This is a genomic window from Corynebacterium freiburgense (assembly GCF_030408815.1).
In the GTDB taxonomy this organism is placed as follows: domain Bacteria; phylum Actinomycetota; class Actinomycetes; order Mycobacteriales; family Mycobacteriaceae; genus Corynebacterium; species Corynebacterium freiburgense.
In genome coordinates, this window is the sequence record NZ_CP047355.1 from 31,052 (window position 1) to 53,269 (window position 22,218).

Annotated in this window: 23 protein-coding genes; 13 read left to right on the top strand and 10 right to left on the bottom strand. The window is 47.9% G+C overall.

Features of this window, described 5'->3' with window-relative positions; all coding sequences use genetic code 11:
- The first annotated feature begins 4 nt into the window (after nt 1–4).
- Nucleotides 5–511: a mycothiol transferase gene (locus CFREI_RS00155; RefSeq protein WP_027011562.1), complete on the top strand. Its 507-nt coding sequence runs from the start codon at nt 5–7 to the stop codon at nt 509–511.
- 47 nt (nt 512–558) lie between these two features.
- Here CFREI_RS00155 and CFREI_RS00160 read toward each other — a convergent pair whose 3' ends face one another.
- Nucleotides 559–1,794 (bottom strand): cryptochrome/photolyase family protein, encoded by a 1,236-nt coding sequence (locus CFREI_RS00160; RefSeq protein WP_027011563.1) that lies wholly within the window; start codon nt 1,792–1,794, stop codon nt 559–561.
- Nucleotides 1,782–3,266 (bottom strand): succinic semialdehyde dehydrogenase, encoded by a 1,485-nt coding sequence (locus tag CFREI_RS00165; protein ID WP_027011564.1) that lies wholly within the window; start codon nt 3,264–3,266, stop codon nt 1,782–1,784. The genes CFREI_RS00160 and CFREI_RS00165 overlap by 13 nt, the downstream gene beginning before the upstream one ends.
- Nucleotides 3,267–3,348: 82 nt before the next feature.
- Between CFREI_RS00165 and CFREI_RS00170 the strand changes: the two genes are divergently transcribed.
- On the top strand, nt 3,349–4,095 hold the full coding sequence (locus tag CFREI_RS00170; protein ID WP_027011565.1) for an SDR family oxidoreductase: 747 nt from the start codon (nt 3,349–3,351) through the stop codon (nt 4,093–4,095).
- Nucleotides 4,092–4,535, top strand: a complete 444-nt coding sequence (locus CFREI_RS00175; protein ID WP_027011566.1) for an HD domain-containing protein — start codon at nt 4,092–4,094, stop codon at nt 4,533–4,535. Before CFREI_RS00170 ends, CFREI_RS00175 begins: the two co-directional genes overlap by 4 nt.
- A gap of 24 nt (nt 4,536–4,559) precedes the next feature.
- Here the strand turns inward: CFREI_RS00175 and CFREI_RS00180 are convergent, their stop codons facing one another.
- Both CFREI_RS00180 and CFREI_RS00185 read right to left on the bottom strand, forming a co-directional pair.
- On the bottom strand, nt 4,560–5,978 hold the full coding sequence (locus CFREI_RS00180) for an ATP-binding cassette domain-containing protein (RefSeq protein WP_027011567.1): 1,419 nt from the start codon (nt 5,976–5,978) through the stop codon (nt 4,560–4,562).
- Nucleotides 5,975–7,213: an ABC transporter permease gene (locus CFREI_RS00185; protein WP_027011568.1), complete on the bottom strand. Its 1,239-nt coding sequence runs from the start codon at nt 7,211–7,213 to the stop codon at nt 5,975–5,977. The genes CFREI_RS00180 and CFREI_RS00185 overlap by 4 nt, the downstream gene beginning before the upstream one ends.
- Before the next feature lie 97 nt (nt 7,214–7,310).
- Between CFREI_RS00185 and CFREI_RS00190 the strand changes: the two genes are divergently transcribed.
- Nucleotides 7,311–7,949, top strand: a complete 639-nt coding sequence (locus CFREI_RS00190; protein ID WP_169719120.1) for a TetR/AcrR family transcriptional regulator — start codon at nt 7,311–7,313, stop codon at nt 7,947–7,949.
- Between the two features lie 187 nt (nt 7,950–8,136).
- Here CFREI_RS00190 and CFREI_RS00195 read toward each other — a convergent pair whose 3' ends face one another.
- Nucleotides 8,137–8,583: a hypothetical protein gene (locus CFREI_RS00195; RefSeq protein WP_051255752.1), complete on the bottom strand. Its 447-nt coding sequence runs from the start codon at nt 8,581–8,583 to the stop codon at nt 8,137–8,139.
- A gap of 68 nt (nt 8,584–8,651) precedes the next feature.
- Between CFREI_RS00195 and amn the strand changes: the two genes are divergently transcribed.
- A complete protein-coding gene (gene amn, locus CFREI_RS00200; RefSeq protein ID WP_027011570.1) occupies nt 8,652–10,037 on the top strand; it encodes an AMP nucleosidase in 1,386 nt (461 codons plus the stop codon).
- Here amn and CFREI_RS00205 read toward each other — a convergent pair.
- The gene (locus CFREI_RS00205) at nt 10,030–10,608 is read right to left on the bottom strand and encodes a DNA-3-methyladenine glycosylase (RefSeq protein ID WP_027011571.1); all 579 of its coding nucleotides are present in this window, start codon (nt 10,606–10,608) and stop codon (nt 10,030–10,032) included. The genes amn and CFREI_RS00205 overlap by 8 nt on opposite strands.
- A 74-nt stretch (nt 10,609–10,682) precedes the next feature.
- Between CFREI_RS00205 and CFREI_RS00210 the strand changes: the two genes are divergently transcribed.
- On the top strand, nt 10,683–11,264 hold the full coding sequence (locus CFREI_RS00210) for a nitroreductase family protein (protein ID WP_027011572.1): 582 nt from the start codon (nt 10,683–10,685) through the stop codon (nt 11,262–11,264).
- Between the two features lie 16 nt (nt 11,265–11,280).
- Nucleotides 11,281–11,838, top strand: a complete 558-nt coding sequence (locus tag CFREI_RS00215; protein ID WP_027011573.1) for a gamma carbonic anhydrase family protein — start codon at nt 11,281–11,283, stop codon at nt 11,836–11,838.
- Here the strand turns inward: CFREI_RS00215 and CFREI_RS00220 are convergent.
- Nucleotides 11,790–12,647 (bottom strand): MarR family transcriptional regulator, encoded by an 858-nt coding sequence (locus tag CFREI_RS00220; RefSeq protein ID WP_027011574.1) that lies wholly within the window; start codon nt 12,645–12,647, stop codon nt 11,790–11,792. The genes CFREI_RS00215 and CFREI_RS00220 overlap by 49 nt on opposite strands.
- Before the next feature lie 134 nt (nt 12,648–12,781).
- Here CFREI_RS00220 and CFREI_RS00225 point away from each other — a divergent pair, with 134 nt between their 5' ends.
- The 3 genes from CFREI_RS00225 to CFREI_RS00235 all read left to right on the top strand — a co-directional run bounded on the left by CFREI_RS00225 (nt 12,782) and on the right by CFREI_RS00235 (nt 15,649).
- Nucleotides 12,782–13,756: a TIGR00730 family Rossman fold protein gene (locus tag CFREI_RS00225; protein ID WP_027011575.1), complete on the top strand. Its 975-nt coding sequence runs from the start codon at nt 12,782–12,784 to the stop codon at nt 13,754–13,756.
- A gap of 20 nt (nt 13,757–13,776) precedes the next feature.
- Complete coding sequence (locus CFREI_RS00230) at nt 13,777–15,384, top strand: DUF885 domain-containing protein (protein WP_027011576.1); 1,608 nt, start codon at nt 13,777–13,779, stop codon at nt 15,382–15,384.
- A 94-nt stretch (nt 15,385–15,478) separates the two neighbouring features.
- On the top strand, nt 15,479–15,649 hold the full coding sequence (locus CFREI_RS00235) for a hypothetical protein (protein ID WP_156907676.1): 171 nt from the start codon (nt 15,479–15,481) through the stop codon (nt 15,647–15,649).
- Here CFREI_RS00235 and CFREI_RS00240 read toward each other — a convergent pair.
- Nucleotides 15,646–16,170 carry a CYTH domain-containing protein gene (locus CFREI_RS00240; protein WP_051255754.1) on the bottom strand — a complete coding sequence of 175 codons (525 nt, stop codon included), beginning with the start codon at nt 16,168–16,170 and terminating at the stop codon, nt 15,646–15,648. The two genes, CFREI_RS00235 and CFREI_RS00240, sit on opposite strands and share 4 nt — an antisense overlap.
- A gap of 143 nt (nt 16,171–16,313) precedes the next feature.
- On the opposite strand from CFREI_RS00240, the gene CFREI_RS00245 reads away from it, so the two are divergent.
- A complete protein-coding gene (locus CFREI_RS00245) occupies nt 16,314–17,039 on the top strand; it encodes a TSUP family transporter (protein ID WP_051255755.1) in 726 nt (241 codons plus the stop codon).
- Here the strand turns inward: CFREI_RS00245 and CFREI_RS00250 are convergent.
- Entirely contained in the window at nt 17,029–19,266 is a 2,238-nt protein-coding gene (locus tag CFREI_RS00250; protein WP_027011578.1) for an ATP-dependent RNA helicase, read from the bottom strand. The two genes, CFREI_RS00245 and CFREI_RS00250, sit on opposite strands and share 11 nt — an antisense overlap.
- Nucleotides 19,267–19,342: 76 nt before the next feature.
- Here CFREI_RS00250 and CFREI_RS00255 point away from each other — a divergent pair, with 76 nt between their 5' ends.
- Nucleotides 19,343–19,957 carry a DNA-3-methyladenine glycosylase I gene (locus tag CFREI_RS00255; RefSeq protein ID WP_084170627.1) on the top strand — a complete coding sequence of 205 codons (615 nt, stop codon included), beginning with the start codon at nt 19,343–19,345 and terminating at the stop codon, nt 19,955–19,957.
- A gap of 4 nt (nt 19,958–19,961) precedes the next feature.
- Nucleotides 19,962–20,669 (top strand): SDR family NAD(P)-dependent oxidoreductase, encoded by a 708-nt coding sequence (locus CFREI_RS00260; protein WP_027011580.1) that lies wholly within the window; start codon nt 19,962–19,964, stop codon nt 20,667–20,669.
- Here CFREI_RS00260 and CFREI_RS00265 read toward each other — a convergent pair.
- Nucleotides 20,666–22,216, bottom strand: a complete 1,551-nt coding sequence (locus CFREI_RS00265; RefSeq protein WP_027011581.1) for an AAA family ATPase — start codon at nt 22,214–22,216, stop codon at nt 20,666–20,668. The two genes, CFREI_RS00260 and CFREI_RS00265, sit on opposite strands and share 4 nt — an antisense overlap.
- Nucleotides 22,217–22,218 lie beyond the last annotated feature (2 nt).

The window sequence follows — 22,218 nt, forward strand, 5'->3', positions numbered from 1 at the left end:
GGGTATGAGACTTCAAGATTTATTCCGTGATTTTGCCCTCCGGCCCGCTTCAGCGGCGAGAAAAATACCTGAACTGAGTTATCAACAACTGAATTCTCATTTGGCTCAACACCCAAATAGTATTGCGTGGTTATTGTGGCACGCTGGACGTGAAGTTGATATGCAGCTAAGCGAGCTCAGTGGTAAAGAACAGATTTGGACTGCCGAGGGGTTCCGAGAGCGTTTTGGTCTCGGGCCCCTCGGCGATTCTATGGGGTACGGACATTCGCGTTTCGAAGCTGCTCGAATAATCGTGGATCGACAAGATCTTCTCGTTGATTATTTAGAAGCGGCGCTTAATGCTTGTACCTTGTATGCTGACGATCTTGAAGAAGAAGCATGGGAAGAGGTCGTCGATCATTCTTGGGATTTCCCGGTTACTCGTTCTACTCGCCTGGTGTCTCTCGTTGATGATGCAGCTCAGCATGTTGGCCAAGCTGCTTATATTGCTGGGGCACTCACCGCGCAATAAAACTAGCGTGGGAAAAACCTTGATGTTTTAGCCTTGTATTTAAAAGGTTAAAGTGCCTGGTAGCGGGCCAATGCTTCGAGCCGTGCTTCGGCATGGTCGACAATGGGTTTTGGATACGTTTCGGGGAGGTCTCGTAGTTTATGGATATTGTCTGCTGGGGTTTCTGCTAGCTCTGGTACCCATTTTCTAATATATATTGCGTCGGGGTCGTAGCGTTTTCCTTGGGTTTGGGGGTTAAAGATTCGGAAGTAAGGGGAGGCGTCGGTTCCGGTGCCAGCGCACCATTGCCAGGAGTGTTGATTAATGGTTTCGTCGTAGTCGATAAGGGTGTCTCGGAAGTACTCTGCTCCGAGTTGCCAAGGCAAAAGTAGATCTTTGGTAAGGAAGCTGGCTACAAGCATTCGTACGCGGTTATGCATCCATCCTGTGGTATTGAGTTGGCGCATTCCAGCGTCGATTATCGGGTATCCTGTGTGGCCAGTTTTCCAAAGCTGGAAGTCATCCGATATGTCATTCCATTTGAATTGCGCGAATTTTGGGTTCACGTCTTTGGTAAGGCTTTCCGGCCGGTGGTATACGAAGTCGGCGTAGAATTCGCGGAATGCGAGTTCACGGGCGAAGGCTGTGCGGTCTTCGTTAGGAATGTGGTCGCTTTGTTGGAGGGTTTCCAGGAGGCTGCGTGGATGGAGGGCCCCGAGGCTAAGGTAGTGGGATATTTGCGACGTGCCTTTTATATCGGGGCGGTCGCGTTGGGTGGCGTAGCCGTTAAGGCCGTCTTCCAGGCATTCTTGCCAGTGTTCCCAGGCTTTGCCTTTAGCGTTTCTGAGGTTGGGGTGTTCCCACCCGCATTCTGACCATGCGCGATAGAAGGGCGTGAATACTTTGTAGTGTCCTCCTGTGCTGGTTTTTAGGAACCCAGGTTGTACAGCGTAATTGCAGTCCACGGCTTGCATGATATTGGGGCCCAGGGCGTCGGCGATTTGTTTGTCTCGAAGAAGTCCTTTGGGAGAGTAGTCGGCGGTGACAACCACGCGTTCGGGGTGTTCCTTAATGATTTCAGCGGGTGTTTTGTACTCCAGCTCTAACCCGAAGTCTCGTATATTACGTGCCAGTTCCTGGAGGGTTTCGTGCAGGAACCGGCGCTGGAATGGAGAGGCCGGGGCGTCGTTACTGTATATGATGCGGGGATTTGGAGATTGCAAGACAGCTTCGAAGCCGGGGTGGTCGAATACGCGGAGATCCCGCCGTAACCATAAAATTGTTGGAGCGTTTAAAGGACCCATTTACCTAGTTTCAGTGCGGTGGTCATGGTGTGTGCATAACTTGGGCGAGACATTGTTATGGGACCGCTGATTGGGATAAAGCGCTGTTCGGCGATGGTGCGCGGTTCGGTGTATTTAAGTAGCCCTTCGTCCGCGTGTCGACGCCCCACACCCGAGGCTTTCCAGCCACCCATAGGAGCGTTCATACTTCCGAATGCTGCGGCGAAGCCCTCATTGATATTAACGGTGCCGGCATGTAGTTGCAGTGCCACATTCCAACCAGTGTGTGGGGCGGCAAAGACCGCGGCATTTAAGCCGTACTCCGTATCGTTTGCCTTCTGGATTGCTTCTTCAATTGTTTGGACTTCCTCAAGGAATACAACTGGGCCAAATACTTCCTCTCGGTACAACCGTGCCTCTTCTGGTACATCCGTCAGAATGGTTGGGGTGAGATAGGCTTCGCCAAGGTCAGAGCGCCGAGTTCCTCCTGTAAGCAGGCGAGCGCCGCGTACGAGGGCGTCGTCAATGAATTCAATGACATGATCTACTTGAGCTGGAGAGATCATTGATCCAATATCTTCGAGCCAGCCGCCACCACCGATGCGCAAGGTTTCTGTGGCTTCAATAAAACGTTCGGTAAATTCCTTGGCAATATCCTTGTGAATGTAGATACGTTCGATTGATATGCACAATTGGCCAGTATTTGAGAAACACGCCTGGATAGCAGCAGGCACGGCTTGATCAAGATCGGCATCAGGGGCGATAATCAATGGATTTTTACCGCCTAATTCTGCGGAGAAACTAATTAAACGCTCTCCAGCGATTTTTGCGAGCTTCCGGCCAGTTGCGGTGGAACCAGTAAACATTAAATAGTCCGCACATTGTGCTATTTCTTGCCCAACTACACTTCCGCTTCCTGTAATTACCTGGAATAGATCTTGTGGCAGTCCTGCCTCTACCAGTAATTTTGCGCCAAGTAGTGCGGTGAATGGTGTCTTTGAATCAGGTTTAATCACTACTGCATTGCCTGCGAGGAGAGCAGGAATTGCATCAGAAATAGTAAGTGTCAATGGATAATTCCAAGGGGAAATAATCCCGACGACACCTTTTGGACTATGGTCGACAACGGTGCGAGTCAATATTGGCAGTGCCCCTTTTACTCGGCGAGGTTTTAAAAGTTTTGGTAGCCGCCTGGCGTAATGCCGCGCAGTAATCGCTACATCAAGGATTTCATCAAAGGCACTGGCCCGATTTTTGCCGGTTTCCGCTTGGATAACATCAAGGATTTCGTCTTGGCGTTCGAGCACTAAGTCATGGAATCGAAGAAAAATTCGTTTACGTTCTAGGAGTGGGGTGGTAACCCACGCTGCTTGTGCTTTACGAGCTACGCGAAACGCCTCTTGAGTATCTTCAGCCGAGTGGGCGGGGACTTCACCGTAGGTTTTTCCGGTACGCGGATCAGTAACAACAATCGAACTTAGTGTGTTTGTCATGCTTTACCAGCGTACTGATATTCCTTGCTCGGAGGCTAGGAAATACTGCGCTGAAACACTTGTTCAACCTAGACTGGGGCCTATGCGATCGATTTTTATTTCTGGGGCGGCTGCTGGTATAGGACGTGCAGTAGCGGAAAGGTTCCTATCCGCTGGCTGGATGGTTGGGGCATACGATATTGCGCCAATCGAATACCAACACAAACGTTTAGTGACTGGATACTTAGATGTCACCGATCCGACCTCATGGGATCAAGCACTTGGTGACTTTGTACGCCACACAGGTGGGCATATCGATGTTTTGGATAATAACGCTGGCATAATTGCAGACGGAAATCTACAAACGCTTTCGCCCGAGCAAATTCGGAAACAAGTCGATGTAAATTGCACCGGTGTTACATTAGGTGCGCGGGCGGCAAGGCGCTATTTGCGCAAGGGGTCAACACTGGTAAATATGGGCTCTGCCTCTGCAATCTATGGGCAACCGGGGATTGCCGTGTATTCGGCCTCGAAATTCTATGTTTCGGGTTTAACGGAAGCCTTAAATCTTGAATGGTCACGTGATGGCATTCGTGTTATCGACATTTGCCCGCTTTGGACAAAAACGAAACTGGCCGATGTTAAGGCAAAATCAACACGTCGCCTTGGTGTTCGCATTACTCCTGAGGAAGTTGCCAAGGTTTTGTGGGAGGCAGTGCATCCTCGTAACCGTTGGGCGCGGGGAAAAGTACACTATGGTGTATCAAACTTGGACAAATTGCTTTACTACTCGGCTAAATGTTCGCCGCTGCGAGTCGTTCGCCTACTTACTCGATTGGTAGCGGGATGATTTCTTGGGTAGCAATCGCTGAGCGGATCGCACGTACAGCTCACGCTGGGCAGGTTGATAAATCAGGGCAACCTTATATTTTGCACCCTGAGCGGGTTGCCAGGATTGTTTCTGGCATTGTGCCTGATCCGGAAGCTGTCGCAGCGGCATGGCTTCACGATGTGCTTGAAGATACTAACGTGACCAGTGCTGATTTACGTGAAGAAGGGGTTCCAGCATCAGTTATTGAAGTTGTAGAGCTTATGACACATCACGCCGATGTGTCAGTTGAGGACTACATATTGGGACTCCGCAGCCATCGCATTGCTCGTGCGGTAAAAATCGCGGATTTAATTGACAATTCTTCTCCGGCGCGACTCGATGAATTGCCTGTTTCAATGCGCACAAGGCTGCGGGAGAAGTACCATCTTATGTGGAAAACACTGCTAGAAGACAGTTAGCTCTAAAACACAGAACAATCGCATTCACTGAATGCGTCGGCCGTTTTCCAATGTAATGAGCCTGTCACATTGCAATGCTTCCTGTTCGTAGTGAGTAGTGATCAGTACACCTACTCCGCACGAAGCTGCGTGTCGTAATGTCTTCCATAACATAGCCCGTGAGAGTGCATCCATTCCTGAAGTGGGTTCATCCAAGATAAGCAGTTCCGGTGCATGACTGAGTGCGCACTCCACCGCGAGGTTACGTTGTGTACCTAATGGCATAGTGATTACTGGTTGCTGATTGTCACTGAATAGCGAATTCATTTTTTGCTTGTGAAATACTGAAGTAGTGAAATCCAAGTTTTCTTGTGCATTTAAACTTGGGTACAATCCGAGGCTTTGTGGTACATATCCGATACGGGACCGCGTAATGTGTTGAGGTGTTTGACCGAATAGCAAAACCGTGCCTTTGGTAGCTCTGTCCAAGCCTAGTATTAATCTGATAAGTGTACTTTTACCTGCGCCATTACTGCCTATTAATCCAACAATCTCACCACTGCAAACTTTCATTGATACGTTATTAAGTGCGGTAAAACTGCCGAAACGCTTGGTTGCTTGCTGGACGTCAACTAAAGGTTTTCCACTGGGTACATCAATGTGTATCGGGAACTTTGGGCGGTTATCGGGAGTATTTTGTAACAGGAATGCAACTGTTGCAAGGTCGAGATCAAAATCTGCTGTTGCCATGTTTGCAGGAGGTTCAGCGTGAGTTTCAGGAGACCACTGATACATCGTTTTTCCACGGCGCCATATTCGAATTGATTCCATACTTAAAACAGCGTCCGCGTCAATATGGCATTGCCAGATGATTCCAGGTGCGCTGGCACATATCTCAGGTGGGGTGCCGGCTGCCAATAATTGACCCTTATCCAGGAGATATACCTGGTCAGACTTTTCAGCTTCATCTAAATATGTGGTCGCCAAGACTACCGTTGTGCCTTCTTGTGCGGCTTGCGTAATAAGCTCCCACATGGTTATTCGGCTTTTTGAATCCACGCCGGTAGTCGGTTCATCCAGAAGTAAAAGTTGTGGTTTGGGCAGCATGGCCATAATTACGCCGAGCTTTTGGCGCATGCCACCTGAAAGCTTTCGCCCGATTCGGTGTTCGGCGTGAGAGAGACCAGCTAAGTGTATAAGTTCATCGATTCGGTTTGCGGCAAACTGTGTAGGCATACCAAAGGTTTGTGAAATAAATTCCAGGTTTTCCCGTACGGAGAGATTGGGCCACACGCCTGAAGTTGCAGGCTGATAGGAGACTGGGATATCCGAATTAGCGTTTCCACTTCGATGTGCAAATGCCAAGTTTCGTAGGATAGTGGTCTTACCGGCACCATCACCACCAATAAGAGTGTGTATTGTTCCTGGTGCTAGGTCCTTAAGTAATTGAGGGATGGGGATCATCGAACACTGCCTCCGTTCCGGAGAATCGCGTGCATTCGAATAACGGAAGCACCGAAGATTACAACAGCCATAAGTGCAAGGATTTCAACGGAGCTGAGGATCTGAGTGAGAGAGGTATCGCGCAACATAATGCCCTGTGCCGCGTTATTAAACCAGGTGAGCGGCAATATATAGCTGATCCATTGAATTTTCACGTCCATGGATTCGATTGGGAAAATAAACCCAGACAATAAAACTTGTGGCATAACGAGCATGAAAGCTACTTGGATGGCTTGGCCAGTATTTTCGGATATCGATGAAACAAAAACTCCCAATCCAAGGACCACAAATAGGAATAACGCGGCAACAATGCTGAAGCGCCATATTGAACCTTCGAATGGAACGCCGAAGAGCCAGACGGCTACGGAGGTAATAAGAACCGTGTCGAATAGGGCCAAAGCAAAGTAAGGGATAATCTTGCCTAAAATAATTGCCCAAGGACGTATAGGCATAACGGCTAATTGCTCGAGGGTTCCAGATTCACGTTCACGAACCAAGCCAATACTTGTGATTACGGTTCCAATAAAAGTGAGGATTAATCCGATAAGACCAGGAATCATAACCCATGATGTTTTGAGTTCCGGGTTGAAAAGCACCGTGGAAAATTCTTTGATATCTAGCGCAGTGGAAGTCTCAGGAAGTATGGGTATTTCACGTATCTGGTTCGGATTCATCGGCGATTGGCTGGGGTTAGACTGAGGCCTCTGGATTTCTCGGAGGAATTTCTCGATATTGGCATGAGCTTCCGAAAATTTGTTTTTATTGTCTTCAATAATTGTCCGTATCCATGCCTGTTGTGCCGATTGAGCAGCAAAAAGTTGTGATCCGTCGATGTAGAGATGATTGTGTTTACTCAGGGGTTCTTCGTGTCCTAATTTGTCAGGAACCTCAGGCTCAGACGCAAAGATTACGGCGTTATAGGTGCGATCCCGCAAGAGGTCTTCTATTTGTTCCTTCGGTATATCGGGCTCTACTGATGTGATGGCAAAAGACTCTTTGGCTGATTCATTGGTTCGTAGAATTTGTTCCGTGTGCTTTGCTCCAGGCCCTGCAATAAGGATATTTGTTTTATCAATCGAGAAATTTGCGGCATAGCCGTAAATGATCAACAAGATCAATGGGATAGCAACAAGCAACATAACCGTGCGACGATCTCTTGCTAGTTCTCGTATCTCTTTGATGATCATCGCCTTCATATCGACCTCCACTCAAATTTCATCGTCTGTGGAAACTCATTTTATCACAGAATTTCCACGCTTGGTGAAATTAACGGGAGTGGGTAAAATTTGCAATGTGAAGCCATCGCAAACGGAAGATAAGCTGAAGACAAATGCAAAAGAAGTGCAAGGTAAACGAGGTCCAATAGCGGACCGAATAGATGTAAAAGAAGACGTGTTGCAGGCTGCTCGATATGAGTTTGCAAGCAAGGGGTATCAACGAGCAACAATGCGGGGCATTGCCAAACGAGCGAATGTTGACCCTAAACTTATCCACTACTATTTTGGTTCAAAATCGAAGCTTTTTACCAAGCTTATTGCTGATGCCTACGAAGAGCATCATATTGTTGATCGTCTGCATGCATTTTTTATTGATGGCAGTTTAAATGGGGAGGAATATATCAAGCTTGTTTTACGTGCAATGGAAACATCAAATTTTGGCCCAGCAGTGCTAAGTATTTTGCGTGGGTTTTCCGAGCACGAGGAATCGCGGGATGTATTTCAGGGTTTTATTTACGAACAGATTTTGCCAAAGTTGCGTGCGGATACGAACGATCCGATGTTTGATATTAAGGTTTCGTTGATCGGTTCGCAGATGTTTGGGCTGGTAGTAGCGCGCTACTTGGTGAAGGTTCCAGCACTAACTGCAATGAGCATTGAGGAAATAGCTAAAGATGTGGGGCCAGTGCTTGATCACTATAGGAACATGCGCTAAAGCTAAGCTATGCGGAAGTATTGAGTAAAACTTATACTTGGTTACATTGGTGGAAGGATGGGATAGAAATGAAGCAGAAGGCCATTATTGCAACACTTCAAGTTTTACTTACAGTAGGAATCTGTGTTTGGTTATGGGAGTATGCCCAAACGCTCTGGTAGCTGGCACGGAAATTCGTAGGCATCTTTTAACTTCCGCAATTCACTTCAAGCACGATGTGGTTGCGAAGTTTTTTGCTTGTGTGGGTAAAACCCTCGAAAAAGACATGATCACCAAGCTCTTTTGTGGCCATTTGTTGGTGTGTCTTATATAGCAGCTCGTTTGCGGTAAAATACTCACCATTGTCTGCTTCTAGTAATGCTACAATTTCTACCTCAAAATATCCTTTTTCCTCTGCTGTAGTATTACGGTTTATTGCGAATTCTTCATTAGCCATAAGTTCATTTGGGTTGCGTAACCAGGCCTCATATTGAATATAGATTTCCGGTTCTTTAATGATCGGCTCGTCAGGCTTCCAGTAAGTATCGGTCTTATGGATGTCTTGCTGATATTCTCTTACGGCTTGGGAAAAATCGTAAGTATTTTCCCAAAAATGAGTGAATGACCAGCTTATTTGTGTGAGATACGTTTTCATACCGCTAGCTTACACGGTACATGGTGTGCAGGGCGTCGTTACGGGAAATAGGTGGGTAGAATTACCCTATGTTCCATTCTTGCAAAACTCCTGAAGTGGCCGTAGAAAAACTTATTGAACTTTATGATGCCGCGTGCGAACATGCTCGCAGTGCGCTCACTCGGGGGCATGCTTATGACAATGTGGTGTACCCCAAGCTCATTGTCGAAGTTATGGAATGGAAGCCAATTGACCGCACGGTTGCATATGGATATGTAGATAATGTGGGTCGATATTCTTCAGCGATTAGCAGGCCAGAACTTATGCGGGATTATCTCTTGGAGATGTTAGAAGCACTCGTAGATAATTATCCTTGCAAAATTGAGGTTGGGCCAAGCAATATCCCGATTGCTCCAGAATATATTGATGGCGCGCCGCCAGCTCAAGGACGCAGCGATGTACCGAAACCCACATTGGATGATATTGATGACGCTATCGTTGATGGAGCTTGGACTGCATTTCATGGGGATGAATTACCGTTATGTTATTTCACTCCACAGCGGTTCGATATCGCATGCCGAAGGATCGAACACTATACGGGAATTGCCATTGATAGCGTGCAGAAATACATTCTGTTTACCAACTATGACATGCATACAAGTGAATTTGTTCGCTATGCGTTGACGGAGTTGGAACGACCTGACTCCCGGTATACAAAACTATGCTTGCCTAATGGGCTTACGGTATCTGTGGGTGAGGCCGCTGCAAACGGGACCCAGTTAGATTTGGGCAGTGCTTATCAGATGCCGCGGTTTGATCTTTGCACTGCCAGGGGTGATGGCATAACAATGATCAATATTGGAGTTGGGCCGTCGAATGCAAAGACGGTAACTGATTGCTTGGCCGTTCTCCGTCCAGAATGCTGGGTAATGATTGGACACTGCGCAGGACTGGATGCCCGAATGCGAATCGGAGACCTTATCCTTGGCAATGCATATCAACGTCGGGACCATATTCTTAACGATCGGATTGCTTTAGATATCCCGATTCCTGCTGTACCGGAGGTACAACGAACGCTCGAAAATGCGGTATTGGAAGTGTATGGGGAGAATCAAGACCTTATGCGTACTGGTACGGTACTCTCCACGGACGACCGAAATTGGGAATGGCATACGCATTCTGATCTATGGCAGATTCTCCGCGGGTCAACAGCTGTTGCAGTGGATATGGAGTCTTCAGCACTTGCGGCGAATGGATACCGTTATCGCATCCCATATGGAACATTGCTGAGTGTTTCGGATTTGCCGCTACATGCTGTGCCTAAACTGCCTGCTGGCGCACAAGCATTTTACTCATCTTCAAAAGAAGCACATGTGATGTGTGCGGTCAGGGCGGTGGAAACAATGGCAGAAGCTCCAATGAAACTGCGTACAAGAAAACTTCGGAGAGCAATTGGAGAAGTGCCTTTTAGGTAGTACTACGTGTCCTAGACACTGTTGGATCGTCTGGGATCCAGAAGCGCCATTTTGGTTCTGGGTTTTTGGTAATTCCAATTCTTCGGCCAGTGACGTATTCAGGCACGTCTTCTGGCTCAATAAGAGTAAAAGAGCCTGGTTTAGATTGCTTGGAACAAACTACTGGCTTGTGATTGTGCTCGATTAGCAATCCAAGGGCTTTGCCGAAGTTCCCTGGTCCTTGGGCGAGGCGGCTGGTGGGGTGGATATTACCGCGGCGTCGTAAAGCAATATCTACACCACGGATGACTTCACCTGCACGCAGCAGAACCGCCCCTGGGCGGTCGGCTGGCCAGCACACAATATTGCCGGCTTTGTGGATTCCGTAAGAGTTATATACATAGATCCTCCCAGGTGGGCCGAACATTGCTTCGTTTCTTTGGGTTTTGCCAGGGTATGCATGGGAGGCTTCGTCTTCGCGGCCGAGATAAGCTTCAACTTCGGTGATGCGGATGCTTACACCTCCAAAACTCAATATGCATCCAAGTAGTTTTGGAGCAACGATATCCGGCGCTTCAGTGAAGTCGATCATGTGTTGAGTGTATTGGCTAATTTGAAGGATATGGTTAAGAGACCATATTCGAACATGAAATTGAGGAGATGTATATGTCTTTAACCGTTGCGGAAGCAATTGCCAGCAGGCGAGCTACACGTAAATACTTGGATAAAGAAATTCCCGAAGCTGTACTTGATCGTGTTGTTGAACAGGCTTTGGAAGCGCCGAGTGCGTTTAATTTGCAGCTAAGAGATTTAGTGGTTGTTCGCGATGCCGGAATCAAACAAGCACTGTTTGAAGCGTCAAATCAACGTCAATTTCTCGACGCCCCGGTGGTGCTGATTTCAGTTGCTCGCGCCGAAGCATTTCCTGATGACGTAAAAGAAATTCTTCCCACAGAACGTTTGAATATGATTGCTGGTTGGCAAGAAACAAAAACCCCTGAAAAGCTACGGGAGGCGGCACTAAAAGATGCAATGCTAGTTTCTGGTTTTGCGCTTCTTGCAGCTCAGGCCGAAGGGTTAGCAACAAGTCCAACGACTGGTTGGGATGAAGAAAAGGTAAAAGCCGCGATTGGTATAGGTGGTCGTGCGGATCGCGCCATTGGAATGGTGATTGCCGTGGGGTATCCAGATGAGGCGCCGCAGCATCCAGGGCGTCAGTCGAATCGTCGTGTAGAGAACCGGTACTAGCTCTACACTGGGCACCATGGAACCTCTAATCCTCGCTTACCAAGGAAAAACTCCGCGTATCCACAAAGATGCTTGGATTGCGCCAAATGCCACGATTATTGGTGACGTGGAGATCGGCCCGGATTCCAGTGTGTTTTATGGTTGCGTGCTACGTGGTGATGTAGCGCCAATCCGTATCGGTGCTCGTACTAATATTCAGGACAATTGTACGGTCCATGTGGATGGGGATGCTCCATGCACTATCGGAAATGACGTTACCGTGGGGCATATGGCACTTCTCCACGGCACAACGGTTGGTAATGGCACATTGGTAGGGATGAAGTCAACGCTGCTTTCGCATTCCATTGTGGGGGAAGGTTCGTTGATTGCAGCTGGTGCGGTCGTTTTGGAGGGGCAGGAGATTCCAGCACGTCATTTGGCGGCTGGAATCCCCGCAAAGGTCCGCAGGGAATTAACATCTGAGCAATCAGCGGCGTTTATTCCACATGCTGCTCGCTACATTAAGACGGCGCACAACCAAAGTGATCAAGCACTCAGTTTGGCAGAGGTGACCGTTTTTAATGGATCCGTATAAAGCCTTCCGAGGGCTACTGCCCGTGCTGCAATCCGTACCGTATCCCCATGAGTTGGGATCATGCGAAGTTCGGTATTTTTTACACTTTCCGCGACAATAGCCCGGTTTTCCCGAATCTCTGTAAAACCACAACCAGCTAAAACTAGACTGGTCGGTTTAATTTGGTCTACTAGGTGGGGTAATGATCGTAATGAGGCGGATTCTTCGCGGATTTCCGGGCCTTCAGCCCATGCAAGCGCTGCTGTTGACTCCCGTAATGGGAGGTGACATACAACGGTGCGGCGTGCTTTTGTATCTGCAAGTGATGCGGATTGTATCTCTGAAGCAGCGAGTGCGCATGCAGTTGATGTGATCTCAGCTTGCGGGAAGTCAATTGAAAGTGAATTAGTAATCGCTATGCCAATAGAAACGGGGGAGCCATTCAACGTATTCAAGACTTTTTGAACGAGTGCAGGGGCGTCAAGTCCTTCGTTCGTGTTTTCTAAAAATACGTCTCGAATCGTGTTTCCACGGGCATCTACCAGGGTTGCATAGGTAACCAGGTGGTCAATAGATACTCCAGCGAATGTTTTTCCAGTGCCATCAAGCTCTAGGGGGATTGTAGGGCGACCTGGGCCATTTGGGTGAACAAGATCGGGTCGTTCACGAACAAGTCCAATTTTATTAAGGGCTGCCACAGCGCGAGTAATAGTGGGTTGCGATAAGCCCGTGGCGGCAGTGAGGTCTGCGCGAACGGAAAGTCGATGTTGCCGAATATGGTGCAGACACTGTGCCGCCGCGGTGATTGGGTTTCCGAGCGGAGTTTGCATGCGCACAAGTATAGACTGATATGTCTAAATCGAATGTAATGATCATTCTGATTTTCCTGAGATTTTTGTTCAGGTTTTTAGTGATCTGGGTATAGAACGCGGTAAAAGAAGGTAAAGAATGTACGATAATGGGCATGCAAACCACTTTGACCTTCCGTCCTATGACCAGCGATGACATCGAGTTGCGGAAAGCGGCGGAAGAGCGTAATGCGGCACGTGAGGAGCGAGCCCCCAGGCTCTTAGGTTTCCTTCCAAAACGTGGTGACTATGGAATCGTAGCTTTGAACGAATCGAGCGTGGTTGGAGTTGCCTGGGCGTCATTGCAAGGATCCTTGCCTGAAATCACTGTAAGCGTGGATCCTGGGTTTCAAGGCCAAGGACTTGGTACGCGCTTACTAGATTCTCTAATTACTCATGCATATACCGTTAGTTGGCCTGGTTTGGCACTCACGGTCTCGGATACAAACCCAGCTCGACGTCTCTATGCGCGTCTAGGGTTTGAAACTCGCGTAGATGGTGTCATGGTCAAACCGCTAGCGCCAGCAATTCATGCGATTACCGTGTACTGCGGTTCTGCTTGCGGGGCCCGTGCGGAATATGTTCACGCAACACGGGAATTCGGCCGTGGGTTAGCTGAGAATGGTGTGGATATTGTCTATGGTGGTGGCAACGTGGGCCTTATGGGAGAGCTTGCCGACGCCGCGCTTACTGCAGGTGGCGATGTTATCGGTGTGATTCCAATATCGCTACTTGATCGAGAAATTGCACATACCGGTCTGACTCATCTTGAAGTTGTAGACACAATGGCTGAGCGCAAAGCCCGGATGGAACAATTGGGGGATGTTTTTGTGGCATTACCAGGCGGTATTGGAACCTTGGAAGAACTCTTTGAAGTTTTTACCATGCAATTACTAGGCCCAGACTGCATGCCAGTAGTGTTGTACAACATTGAGGGTTATTGGACCCCACTCATTGAATCACTTACGCGTATGAGCGAAGAAGGTTTCATTCCGCGAAAATATATTGATGCTTTGATTGTCGTGGAAAGTGTTCCAGAACTTTTTGAAGCATTAGATACTTGGCGAGCACCTGGTATTAAGTGGGGCTAGCCAAAAAACAAAGGACTATAGTGAACCAACAACATAAGCCTTCTCAATTAGATCAATGCGCTAAGCAATATGTGTATGATCTTGCCGCACTAATCCCAACGCAGGCGACTGACTGGGGGATTCCAGGGCATGATGATGCATTGCAGGATTTCAGCCCAGAATTTTATGAAAGCGTCAGTCAGCGTACTCAACAGATGTTGCGCGACGTCGATACCTTCGAAAGTGATGGTGATGAAATCACCGCCGCAGTAATGCGCGACCGTCTTGGAATTGCCGTCGAGTTATGGCAGCGCGGCGAAAACCTACGCAATTTGAATACTATCGATTCGCCAGTGCAGCATATTCGAGATTCACTACTGCAAATGCCAATTGGGGATGCTATACGGGGCCGACTTGGAAAAGTTCCACAAGCCCTGGGTGGATATCGCGAATCCCTTGCTCTTGCTGCCAATCTTGGGGACATTGCGGCACGCCGACAAATTATTGAGTTATTGAGCCAAATAGATGATCTGGTCAACGGCACTGTCCTAGATAAACTTTTTGACGCCCCCGTTCCTGAAATACCGCAAGCAAAGCAAGCATTTGCGGAACTCGCTGCCTGGTTACGGGAAGAACTTTTACCTCGGGCACCGGAAGTAGATAGTTTTGGCAGAGACCGGTACGAACTATTTTCCCGCGAATTTACTGGTGCGGAAATAGACCTTGATGAAGCATATAACTGGGGCCAAGAACAATTGGCTAAGATCATTGCGCAACAGCAAGAGTGCGCAAAGGAACTTTACGGTTCTGGGGTCTCGGTAACTGAAGCTTGCAAGCGCTTAGATCAAGAGGAACGTTATACCCTGCACGGTGTTGATAAGCTTACTGCTTGGATGCAAAACATCGCAGATACTGTTGTAGATGAACTGTCCGAAAAACACTTTAAAATCCCGGACGTAATGCGGACAATTGAATGCTGCATTGACCCTGCTGGCACTGGCGGTATTTTCTACACACCACCCACAGATGACTTTTCTCGGCCAGGAAGAATGTGGTGGTCCGTCCCGCCGGGCGAGGATACGTTTCATACATGGAAAGAACTCACCACCGTCTATCATGAAGGCGTTCCGGGGCACCACCTGCAACTGGGACTTGCAATTTGCCAACGCGACAAACTAAATCTGTGGCGTCGTGTTGCGTGCTGGAATTCCGGCCACGGCGAAGGCTGGGCGTTATATGCGGAAGCACTTATGAAAGAACTCGGGTATCTTGATGATCCTGGCTATCGCATGGGGTTTTATGATGCTCAGCGTCTCCGAGCCGCCAGAGTAGTGCTAGACATTGGAGTTCACTTGGGTAAAAAGACTCCAGATGGAGGCGAATGGACATTTGAGTACGCACACCGATTCCTGCGTAATCACGTAGCAATGAGTGACGCTAACCTGCATTTTGAATTGCATCGCTACTTTGGTTGGCCAGGGCAAGCACCATCCTATGCGCTGGGACAACGACTTTGGCAAGAACTTCGGGCCGACGCCCTCCAAACAGGACAAACGGCACGAGAGTTTCATGCAAAAGCACTGGCGGAAGGATCAATTCCAATGTCTATCCTGCGTGATGTAGTGCTCAAGCAAGACAACGGAGAGTAGATTTCATGTTTATCGCCAAACCAGGTGAACACCTTATCGAGGATTGGTAGGCTTAAGGATACTACCGATGCTTCTTTTGGAGGTGTTGTGAACCATGAATCGGAAATCAATCTACATAGTTTCTGTTCTTTTTGTACTTGGTTTTGCCGGATCTTGTTTGAGTTCTGCATTTGGCTCGGGAATAGCTGTCACGATGCTTGCGGTAGGTATTTTTACGTTAGCTGTAGTTGGCTCAATACTGCCATCATTACTGGCTCAACACTAGTGAACCGGGCGGTATCCAAGTCGATCTAAATGAGGTCGAATATCATCATAAGTACAGGCGGCAAGTAGTCCGCCAATAATAAAATCTTCATTGGTTACCTCCGGGCCGCAGCAACTAGGAGGTTTAAATCCTCGCATATGAATTTCGTCTTCAAAGGAAATTTCTATAAGGACTAGGCCGGCGAGTTTCCCGATAAATACATCAACTTGGGTGCGATGACCATGGAGATCGATATTGTATCGATCTTTTTCGATTATCCGTGTGTGGCCTTTGGTAATGGATGCAAACTCTGCAGGTTCCAAAGCAATCGTTGTTTCCAAGTGCGCTGTGGAATGAGACCCAATAACAGGAATTTTCTTTGTAAGTTTAAAGTTTTGGTTTGCTTTCCGTGCGCGAAGATGAGCTTCTTTTGTTGGGTCATCGGGAAAGTACACATCAAAGAGTCGAATCGAGTGAGCATTATGTATCTCAGCAGGTATGTGAGCAGCTAAGAATTTCTTCTCGATTTCAATATTAAACATTGTGTTATTGCCTCTTGTTCTGCAACTTTTATCTGGCCACGTAAAGCTCTGACCTCAGAATACCCGGTCCGAACGAGTATTTGTTTGGAATCCAAACACTAAATTTTAATGTTCGGAGCAATATAAAAGTTAGACTGGCGGTTATGACATGGTTATTCATCGGCGCGTTTGTCGCAGGATGGATTGATGCTGTCATTGGGGGTGGTGGTTTAGTTCTTGTGCCCTTACTTATGGGCTATGGAATACCACCAACAATGGCTTTGGCAACCAATAAAGTCGCGGGCTTTTCCGGGACTGTATCAGCTGCAATTACGTTAATTCGAAAATTTGGCCTACCTAAAAAGACTGTCCAATATATTATTATTGCTTTGGTGTGTGCCGGTGGTGGTGCACTTGCGGCAAGTGTGATTTCCACGCAAATAATGCGGCCATTTATTATTGGGTTATTGCTGGCAGTCGGAATATTTGTAGCTATACGGCCAGAATTTGGAACGACGCACTCTGAGGTGCGAAAACGACCATTATTGGCATTGTTACTCGCAGGAAGTATCGCATTTTATGACGGTATTTTTGGGCCAGGAACAGGCATGTTTTTGATTATGGTGTTTACGGCTTTTCTTACGGGAGATTTTCTCCGCTCCTCTGTGCTTGCAAAACTTGTAAATGCGTGTACAAATTTGGGTGCATTGTTTGCGTTTGCGGTTGAAGGCCAAGTGCTCTGGAAACTTGGTCTGGGTCTTGCAATCGCGAATATTGCAGGTGGATTGCTGGGGGCTAAAACTTTGGTTGCTGGCGGAGCAAAGTTTATCCGAGTGGCCCTTTTAGCATTGGTGGTTATTTTGGTGGGGAAGCTTCTGCTTACGCCTTAGACTGTTTTGTTTGTGCGGTAGGCATTGCGGTGAAAGGGTTTTCTGGCCAAGGATGTTTTGGATAGCGTCCGCGCATTTCTTTTCGCACATTTTGGTACGGTCCTGCCCAGAATCGCTCCAGTTCGTCTGTGATTGCTATTGGCCGATTTGCAGGAGAGAGTAAGTGAAATTGGATATTTTTACCTGCAAGTTGTGGGGTTGTGTTTAGCCCAAAGCATTCTTGGAGTTTTACTTGTACTATTGCGCGGTCATTGGTGTACATTATCGGGACATTGCGACCACTTGGAACTTGGAATTTTATTGGCGCAAGAACGTGAAAATCACGTGCTAAATCCCATGGGATTAGATTTTCTAAGTTCATAGTGAGGTCAGGATTGAGCCATTCCGAAATACGGTTGTTCAACTCAACTTGCGTCACTGCTGGCCAAGGGCTGCCCAAGTGAGTGTGCAGATACTGGAGACGAGCTTGGATTTCCTGTTGGGGTTTGGGAAGGGTGATTGCACCATTAATAATTCCTTGGGCTATGGCTTCCCATTGGTCTTCAGGAGAAAGTGTAGCTGGCGTTTTCGAGAGTTCTATTGCACCTGCAAACCGTATGTTTTTCCCTAATGGCTGGCCTTTCGCATCTAGGCTGATATCCAATTGCTCGGTAATCGGCAGAATACTCAAAGCCACCTGTTCAGTAATCGGGAATGCTTGCCTAATTACTACTTTCTGGCCGATTCGTTGAATTTCACTGATCGCTAACCAGGGGTCATTGTATTCGGTGGTTTGGGCTCGTGTTCCGGAAGCGAGTATGTATTCTCCGTTATTATATTTCGCTATCCGGTCGGGAAATGCATATGCGGTTACCAGTGCGGATGCATTATGTCGGGTATCAGGGAAATAATCAATGAGCTTTTCAAATCGTTTACTATCGCGGGTATCGCCGTGAGCGAGAATTGATACTGCTTTGGCGGCGGCCCGGGAACCCGTCAAAGGAGCGGCATCAATTAGTGCCCTGGCTAAGCGTGGATCCGCAGGCATTTGCGCTAATCGACGCCCCAACGGTGTAATGCTTTCTTGATGTAATGCGCCAATGCGGGTAAGGGTTTCTCGCGCTGCTTTTAGCGCTGTTGGTGGTGGGGCGTCGATAAGTTCCATCGGGCCCCAGCAGGCAATAAAAAGCGCAGCTTCAGTAAGGTCAGAGGTCTGTATTTCTGGTGTGATATCAGGTTTAAAATGCTGATAGTCCCTTTTAGAGTAACAGCGGATAACCTGGCCTGGCCCCTCGCGTCCTGCCCGACCAGCACGTTGATCAGCCTGTGAACGTGTGCATGATTCCGTAACCAGTCCAGTAATATTTCTGGAAGTATCGCGCCGTGGAACACGAGAAAGCCCAGCATCGATTACCACCCGAACGCCAGGTACTGTCACCGAAGATTCTGCAATATTTGTTGCTACAACTATGCGATGTGCGCTTTCAAAAGCTCGATCTTGTTCGGCGGGAGTTTGGCGTCCGTGGAGCGGAATTGCGAGACCACCAATTTGCTTGCAAACGTACTCAACTTCCCGTAGGCCAGGTACAAATACTAAGACTGAATCCGAGTGACCTAACGCTTGGCTGACAATATGATCTAAAAACGTTGTACTACTAGTAAGACGCTCCGGCCCGGGTACGTAGGTAATGTCCAATGGAAAGGTAACGGCGGGAGTGCGCACAATGGGCGCAGAAAGAAAATCAGCAAATGTGGATGCATTCAATGTTGCAGACATTGCTACGACAGTCAGATCCTCACGAAGTTGTCGGAGTTCGGCAACCATCCCCAGAACCAAATCTGATTCGATATGGCGCTCGTGGACTTCATCAATAATCACTCCCGCAATATCTGGTAGTTCAGGATCTTGAAGTAATCGCCGAAGCAGCACACCAGGAGTCAGGAATTCTATAGCGCTGCCTGGCACATATTCGCCACGTATGGCATACCCAACCAGTGAACCCAAAGGAGTCTGGCTGAGTTTACTGAGTCGTCGGGCCGCAGCACGCACAGCAACTCTTCGCGGGGCAGTGACCAGAATTTTTCCTGCCGTAAGGTTATGAAGCAACGGCGGTACGAGTGTAGTTTTTCCGGTGCCTGGTGGTGCCTGGACAATTGCGGCGTGATGCTCTTGGATTGCCATTGAAAGTTCCGGAACTGCCTGCATAACTGGGAGTCTCTGGCCAATGTGCTGTAGATCAAATCTCATAGTCATGGTATCCAGGGGCAAGGTCTTCAAATTTGGCGTCTTTTTCAATCATCGTGGAAATAATACTCTTCAGATTATGAAGGATATTTATACATTTGACGATGCCCATCTCGCTCAACTTGGTTTACAGCGCGGTGTTGATGGCCGTATCCGCCCTGCTTGGGCCGAAGCGAATGACCAAATGAGGAAGTACTACGACGAAGAATGGGGCAGGGAGATTCGAGACGAACGTGGACTATTTGAACGCGTTTGCTTAGAGGGGTTCCAAGCCGGACTTTCTTGGAATGTAGTGCTGAGAAAACGAGCAGATTTACGCACAGCGTTCCATGATTTTGATCCAGATAGCGTCGCTGCAATGACAGATAAAGAAATAGAATCCCTGGCTGAACGGCCAGAACTTATACGCAATAAACGAAAACTTGCAGCCGTAAAAACCAATGCTTTAGCAACGATTCAACTGCGCGAAACTGAAGGTTTATCAAACTTACTGTGGTCGTTTGCACCTGAGCAGTGGGAGATCCCGTTAAACCATTTAGAAATCCCAACCCAAACGAATGAATCGGAAGCAATGGCAAAAGCTTTGAAAAAGCATGGATTTATATTTGTAGGGCCGGTGATTTGTTTTGCGCTTATGCAGGCCGTTGGCATGGTTGATTGCCGGATTCCAGGCTCAACTTCCATGCTAGGTTAAAGGTATGAATCAGCGTATTGCAGTAGTAACGGGAGCTTCTAGTGGTATCGGGCGGGCAACTGCCAAGGCTCTTGCAAATGATGGTTGGTTTGTTATTTGCGCTGCGCGTAGGAAGGAACGCCTCGAAGAGCTTGCCGCGAGTATCGGCGGCCGAGCCATGCTTCTCGACGTCACGGACGCGGCGTCGGTAAGTAACTTTGCGGAAGCAATCGACAACGTTGACTTGCTTGTAAACAATGCAGGCGGTGCAAAAGGCCTAGATTCAGTGGCGAATGGCAATATCGAAGACTGGCAATGGATGTTTGACACTAATGTGTTGGGTACCTTACGTGTCACCCAGGCATTGCTACCGAAACTTTTAAAAGCTGAAGGCCAAATAATCAATATTGGTTCAGTGGCAGCACACGTACCTTATATTGGTGGTGCTGGCTATAACGCAGCCAAACACGGTGTGGCCGCAATGACTCGAGTGCTGCGAATGGAAACCGCAGATCAACCTTTGCGGGTGTGCGAAATTGATCCCGGTCGCGTACACACCGAAGAATTTTCCCTTATCCGATTTGGTGGTGACAGCGAAAAAGCAGCCAAAGTCTATGAAGGAAACCTCAGCCTGACTGCGGAAGATATTGCGGAAGCAGTCCGGTGGGTCGCATCATGCCCAAAGCATATGAATATTGACACGATGCGAATCATGCCCACCGACCAAATCTAAAGTACAACTTGCCGGCCAACGGTTGGTGTTGGAACCGAGGAAGTTGGTTGCAGCGATTCACCAGCTGGAACAGCACGAGTGTGCCCCCAGCTGCGAATTGCCGCGACTTCCTCCGGGTTGGACTTAGAAAATGGCATGACATTGGCAAACAAATCACGAATATATGCAGCGTCTGGAAGCATAGTGGATTGATGAGCCAACATATCTGATGCAATATCGTGAATAACAGCATCAATATCTGAACCGGCAAAACCTTCTGATAACCCCACTAGATCAGTAACAAGTTCGTGCGGGGGGTTGATATTGATGTATTTGCGGAAGCACATTTGGATAATCTCCTCACGATCTTGGCTTGTGGGAAGATCAACGAAAAAGACCTCATCAAAGCGGCCTTTGCGTAATAATTCCGGGGGAAGCGTAGCAACGTCATTTGCCGTAGCGACCATAAACACTTTCGATGTGGATTCTTGCAACCAAAATAGGAACTGGCCGATAAGCCGCTTGGTAACATTTCCATCACTACCAGTTGAGGCGAGAGCCTTTTCAATTTCGTCGATCCACAAAACACAAGGTGCAACGCGATCCGCAGTGGCAAGAGCTTCGCGAAGATTCGACTCTGACTCACCGACATACATGCCTAAAACCGAACTCATATCCAGGCGATATAAGGGTAGACCCCATTCGTACGCAATCGCTTTTGCAGAGAGAGACTTCCCACACCCAGGGACGCCACACAATAACACACCCTTCGGCGGGTGAAGATTCGAATTAGAAAGATCAGCTTTAATCAACCACTCGCGCTTACGCAGCCATTGCTTAAGATTACGTAACCCGCCAATCTGGTAATCCTCTCGCAGGCGAATCCGTTCAATTCCAGTAAGTTCACCGAAGATCGCATCCTTAAAGTGCGATAACTCCGTGAGATCTTCATTACGAACTTCACCTTTAACAATCAATGTGGCCAAAACATTAATTGCTTCCGCTTCTGTGATCCCAGAAAGCATTTCGGCTGCTTGGCGCATTTCCTGATGTTGCCATTCAATAGGTACAGTTCCACGATGACCTTCGATCATGTCTTCGACGGTTTCAAAAAGTTCATCGGTCGTAGGCAGGTCCAAGGCTACTGTCATACCCAATCGGGAAAGCCCACTCCACACGGGTTTATCTACAACCATAATCAGCGAACCTTGGTGCGGTTCGGCGATTCGAGTCATTTGAGCAAAATGCCGAGCAGTGGGCGTATCTGCAGATAAATCATCGATTTCTGTAAAAACAAAATTTACATTCATACGAGATTTAAATACAGTGCGCGCGTGCTCAAGCACGGAAATCAGAGACTGGTCATCGATGACTGTTTGCCCAGACGACATTTCCCGCAAACCTTCAGCACTGGAATATTCAAAAAAAGGAAGTGATTGAAGTTCCCGCGAAAGTTGCTTCAAAATATCTAAAACCCGTTTCGGTTCGATGGAATTAATAACAATCAGTGGAACCCTGGCTTTGAGATACCGCCGAATAATATCGGTTGTTTCATGATAATTAGGCATGG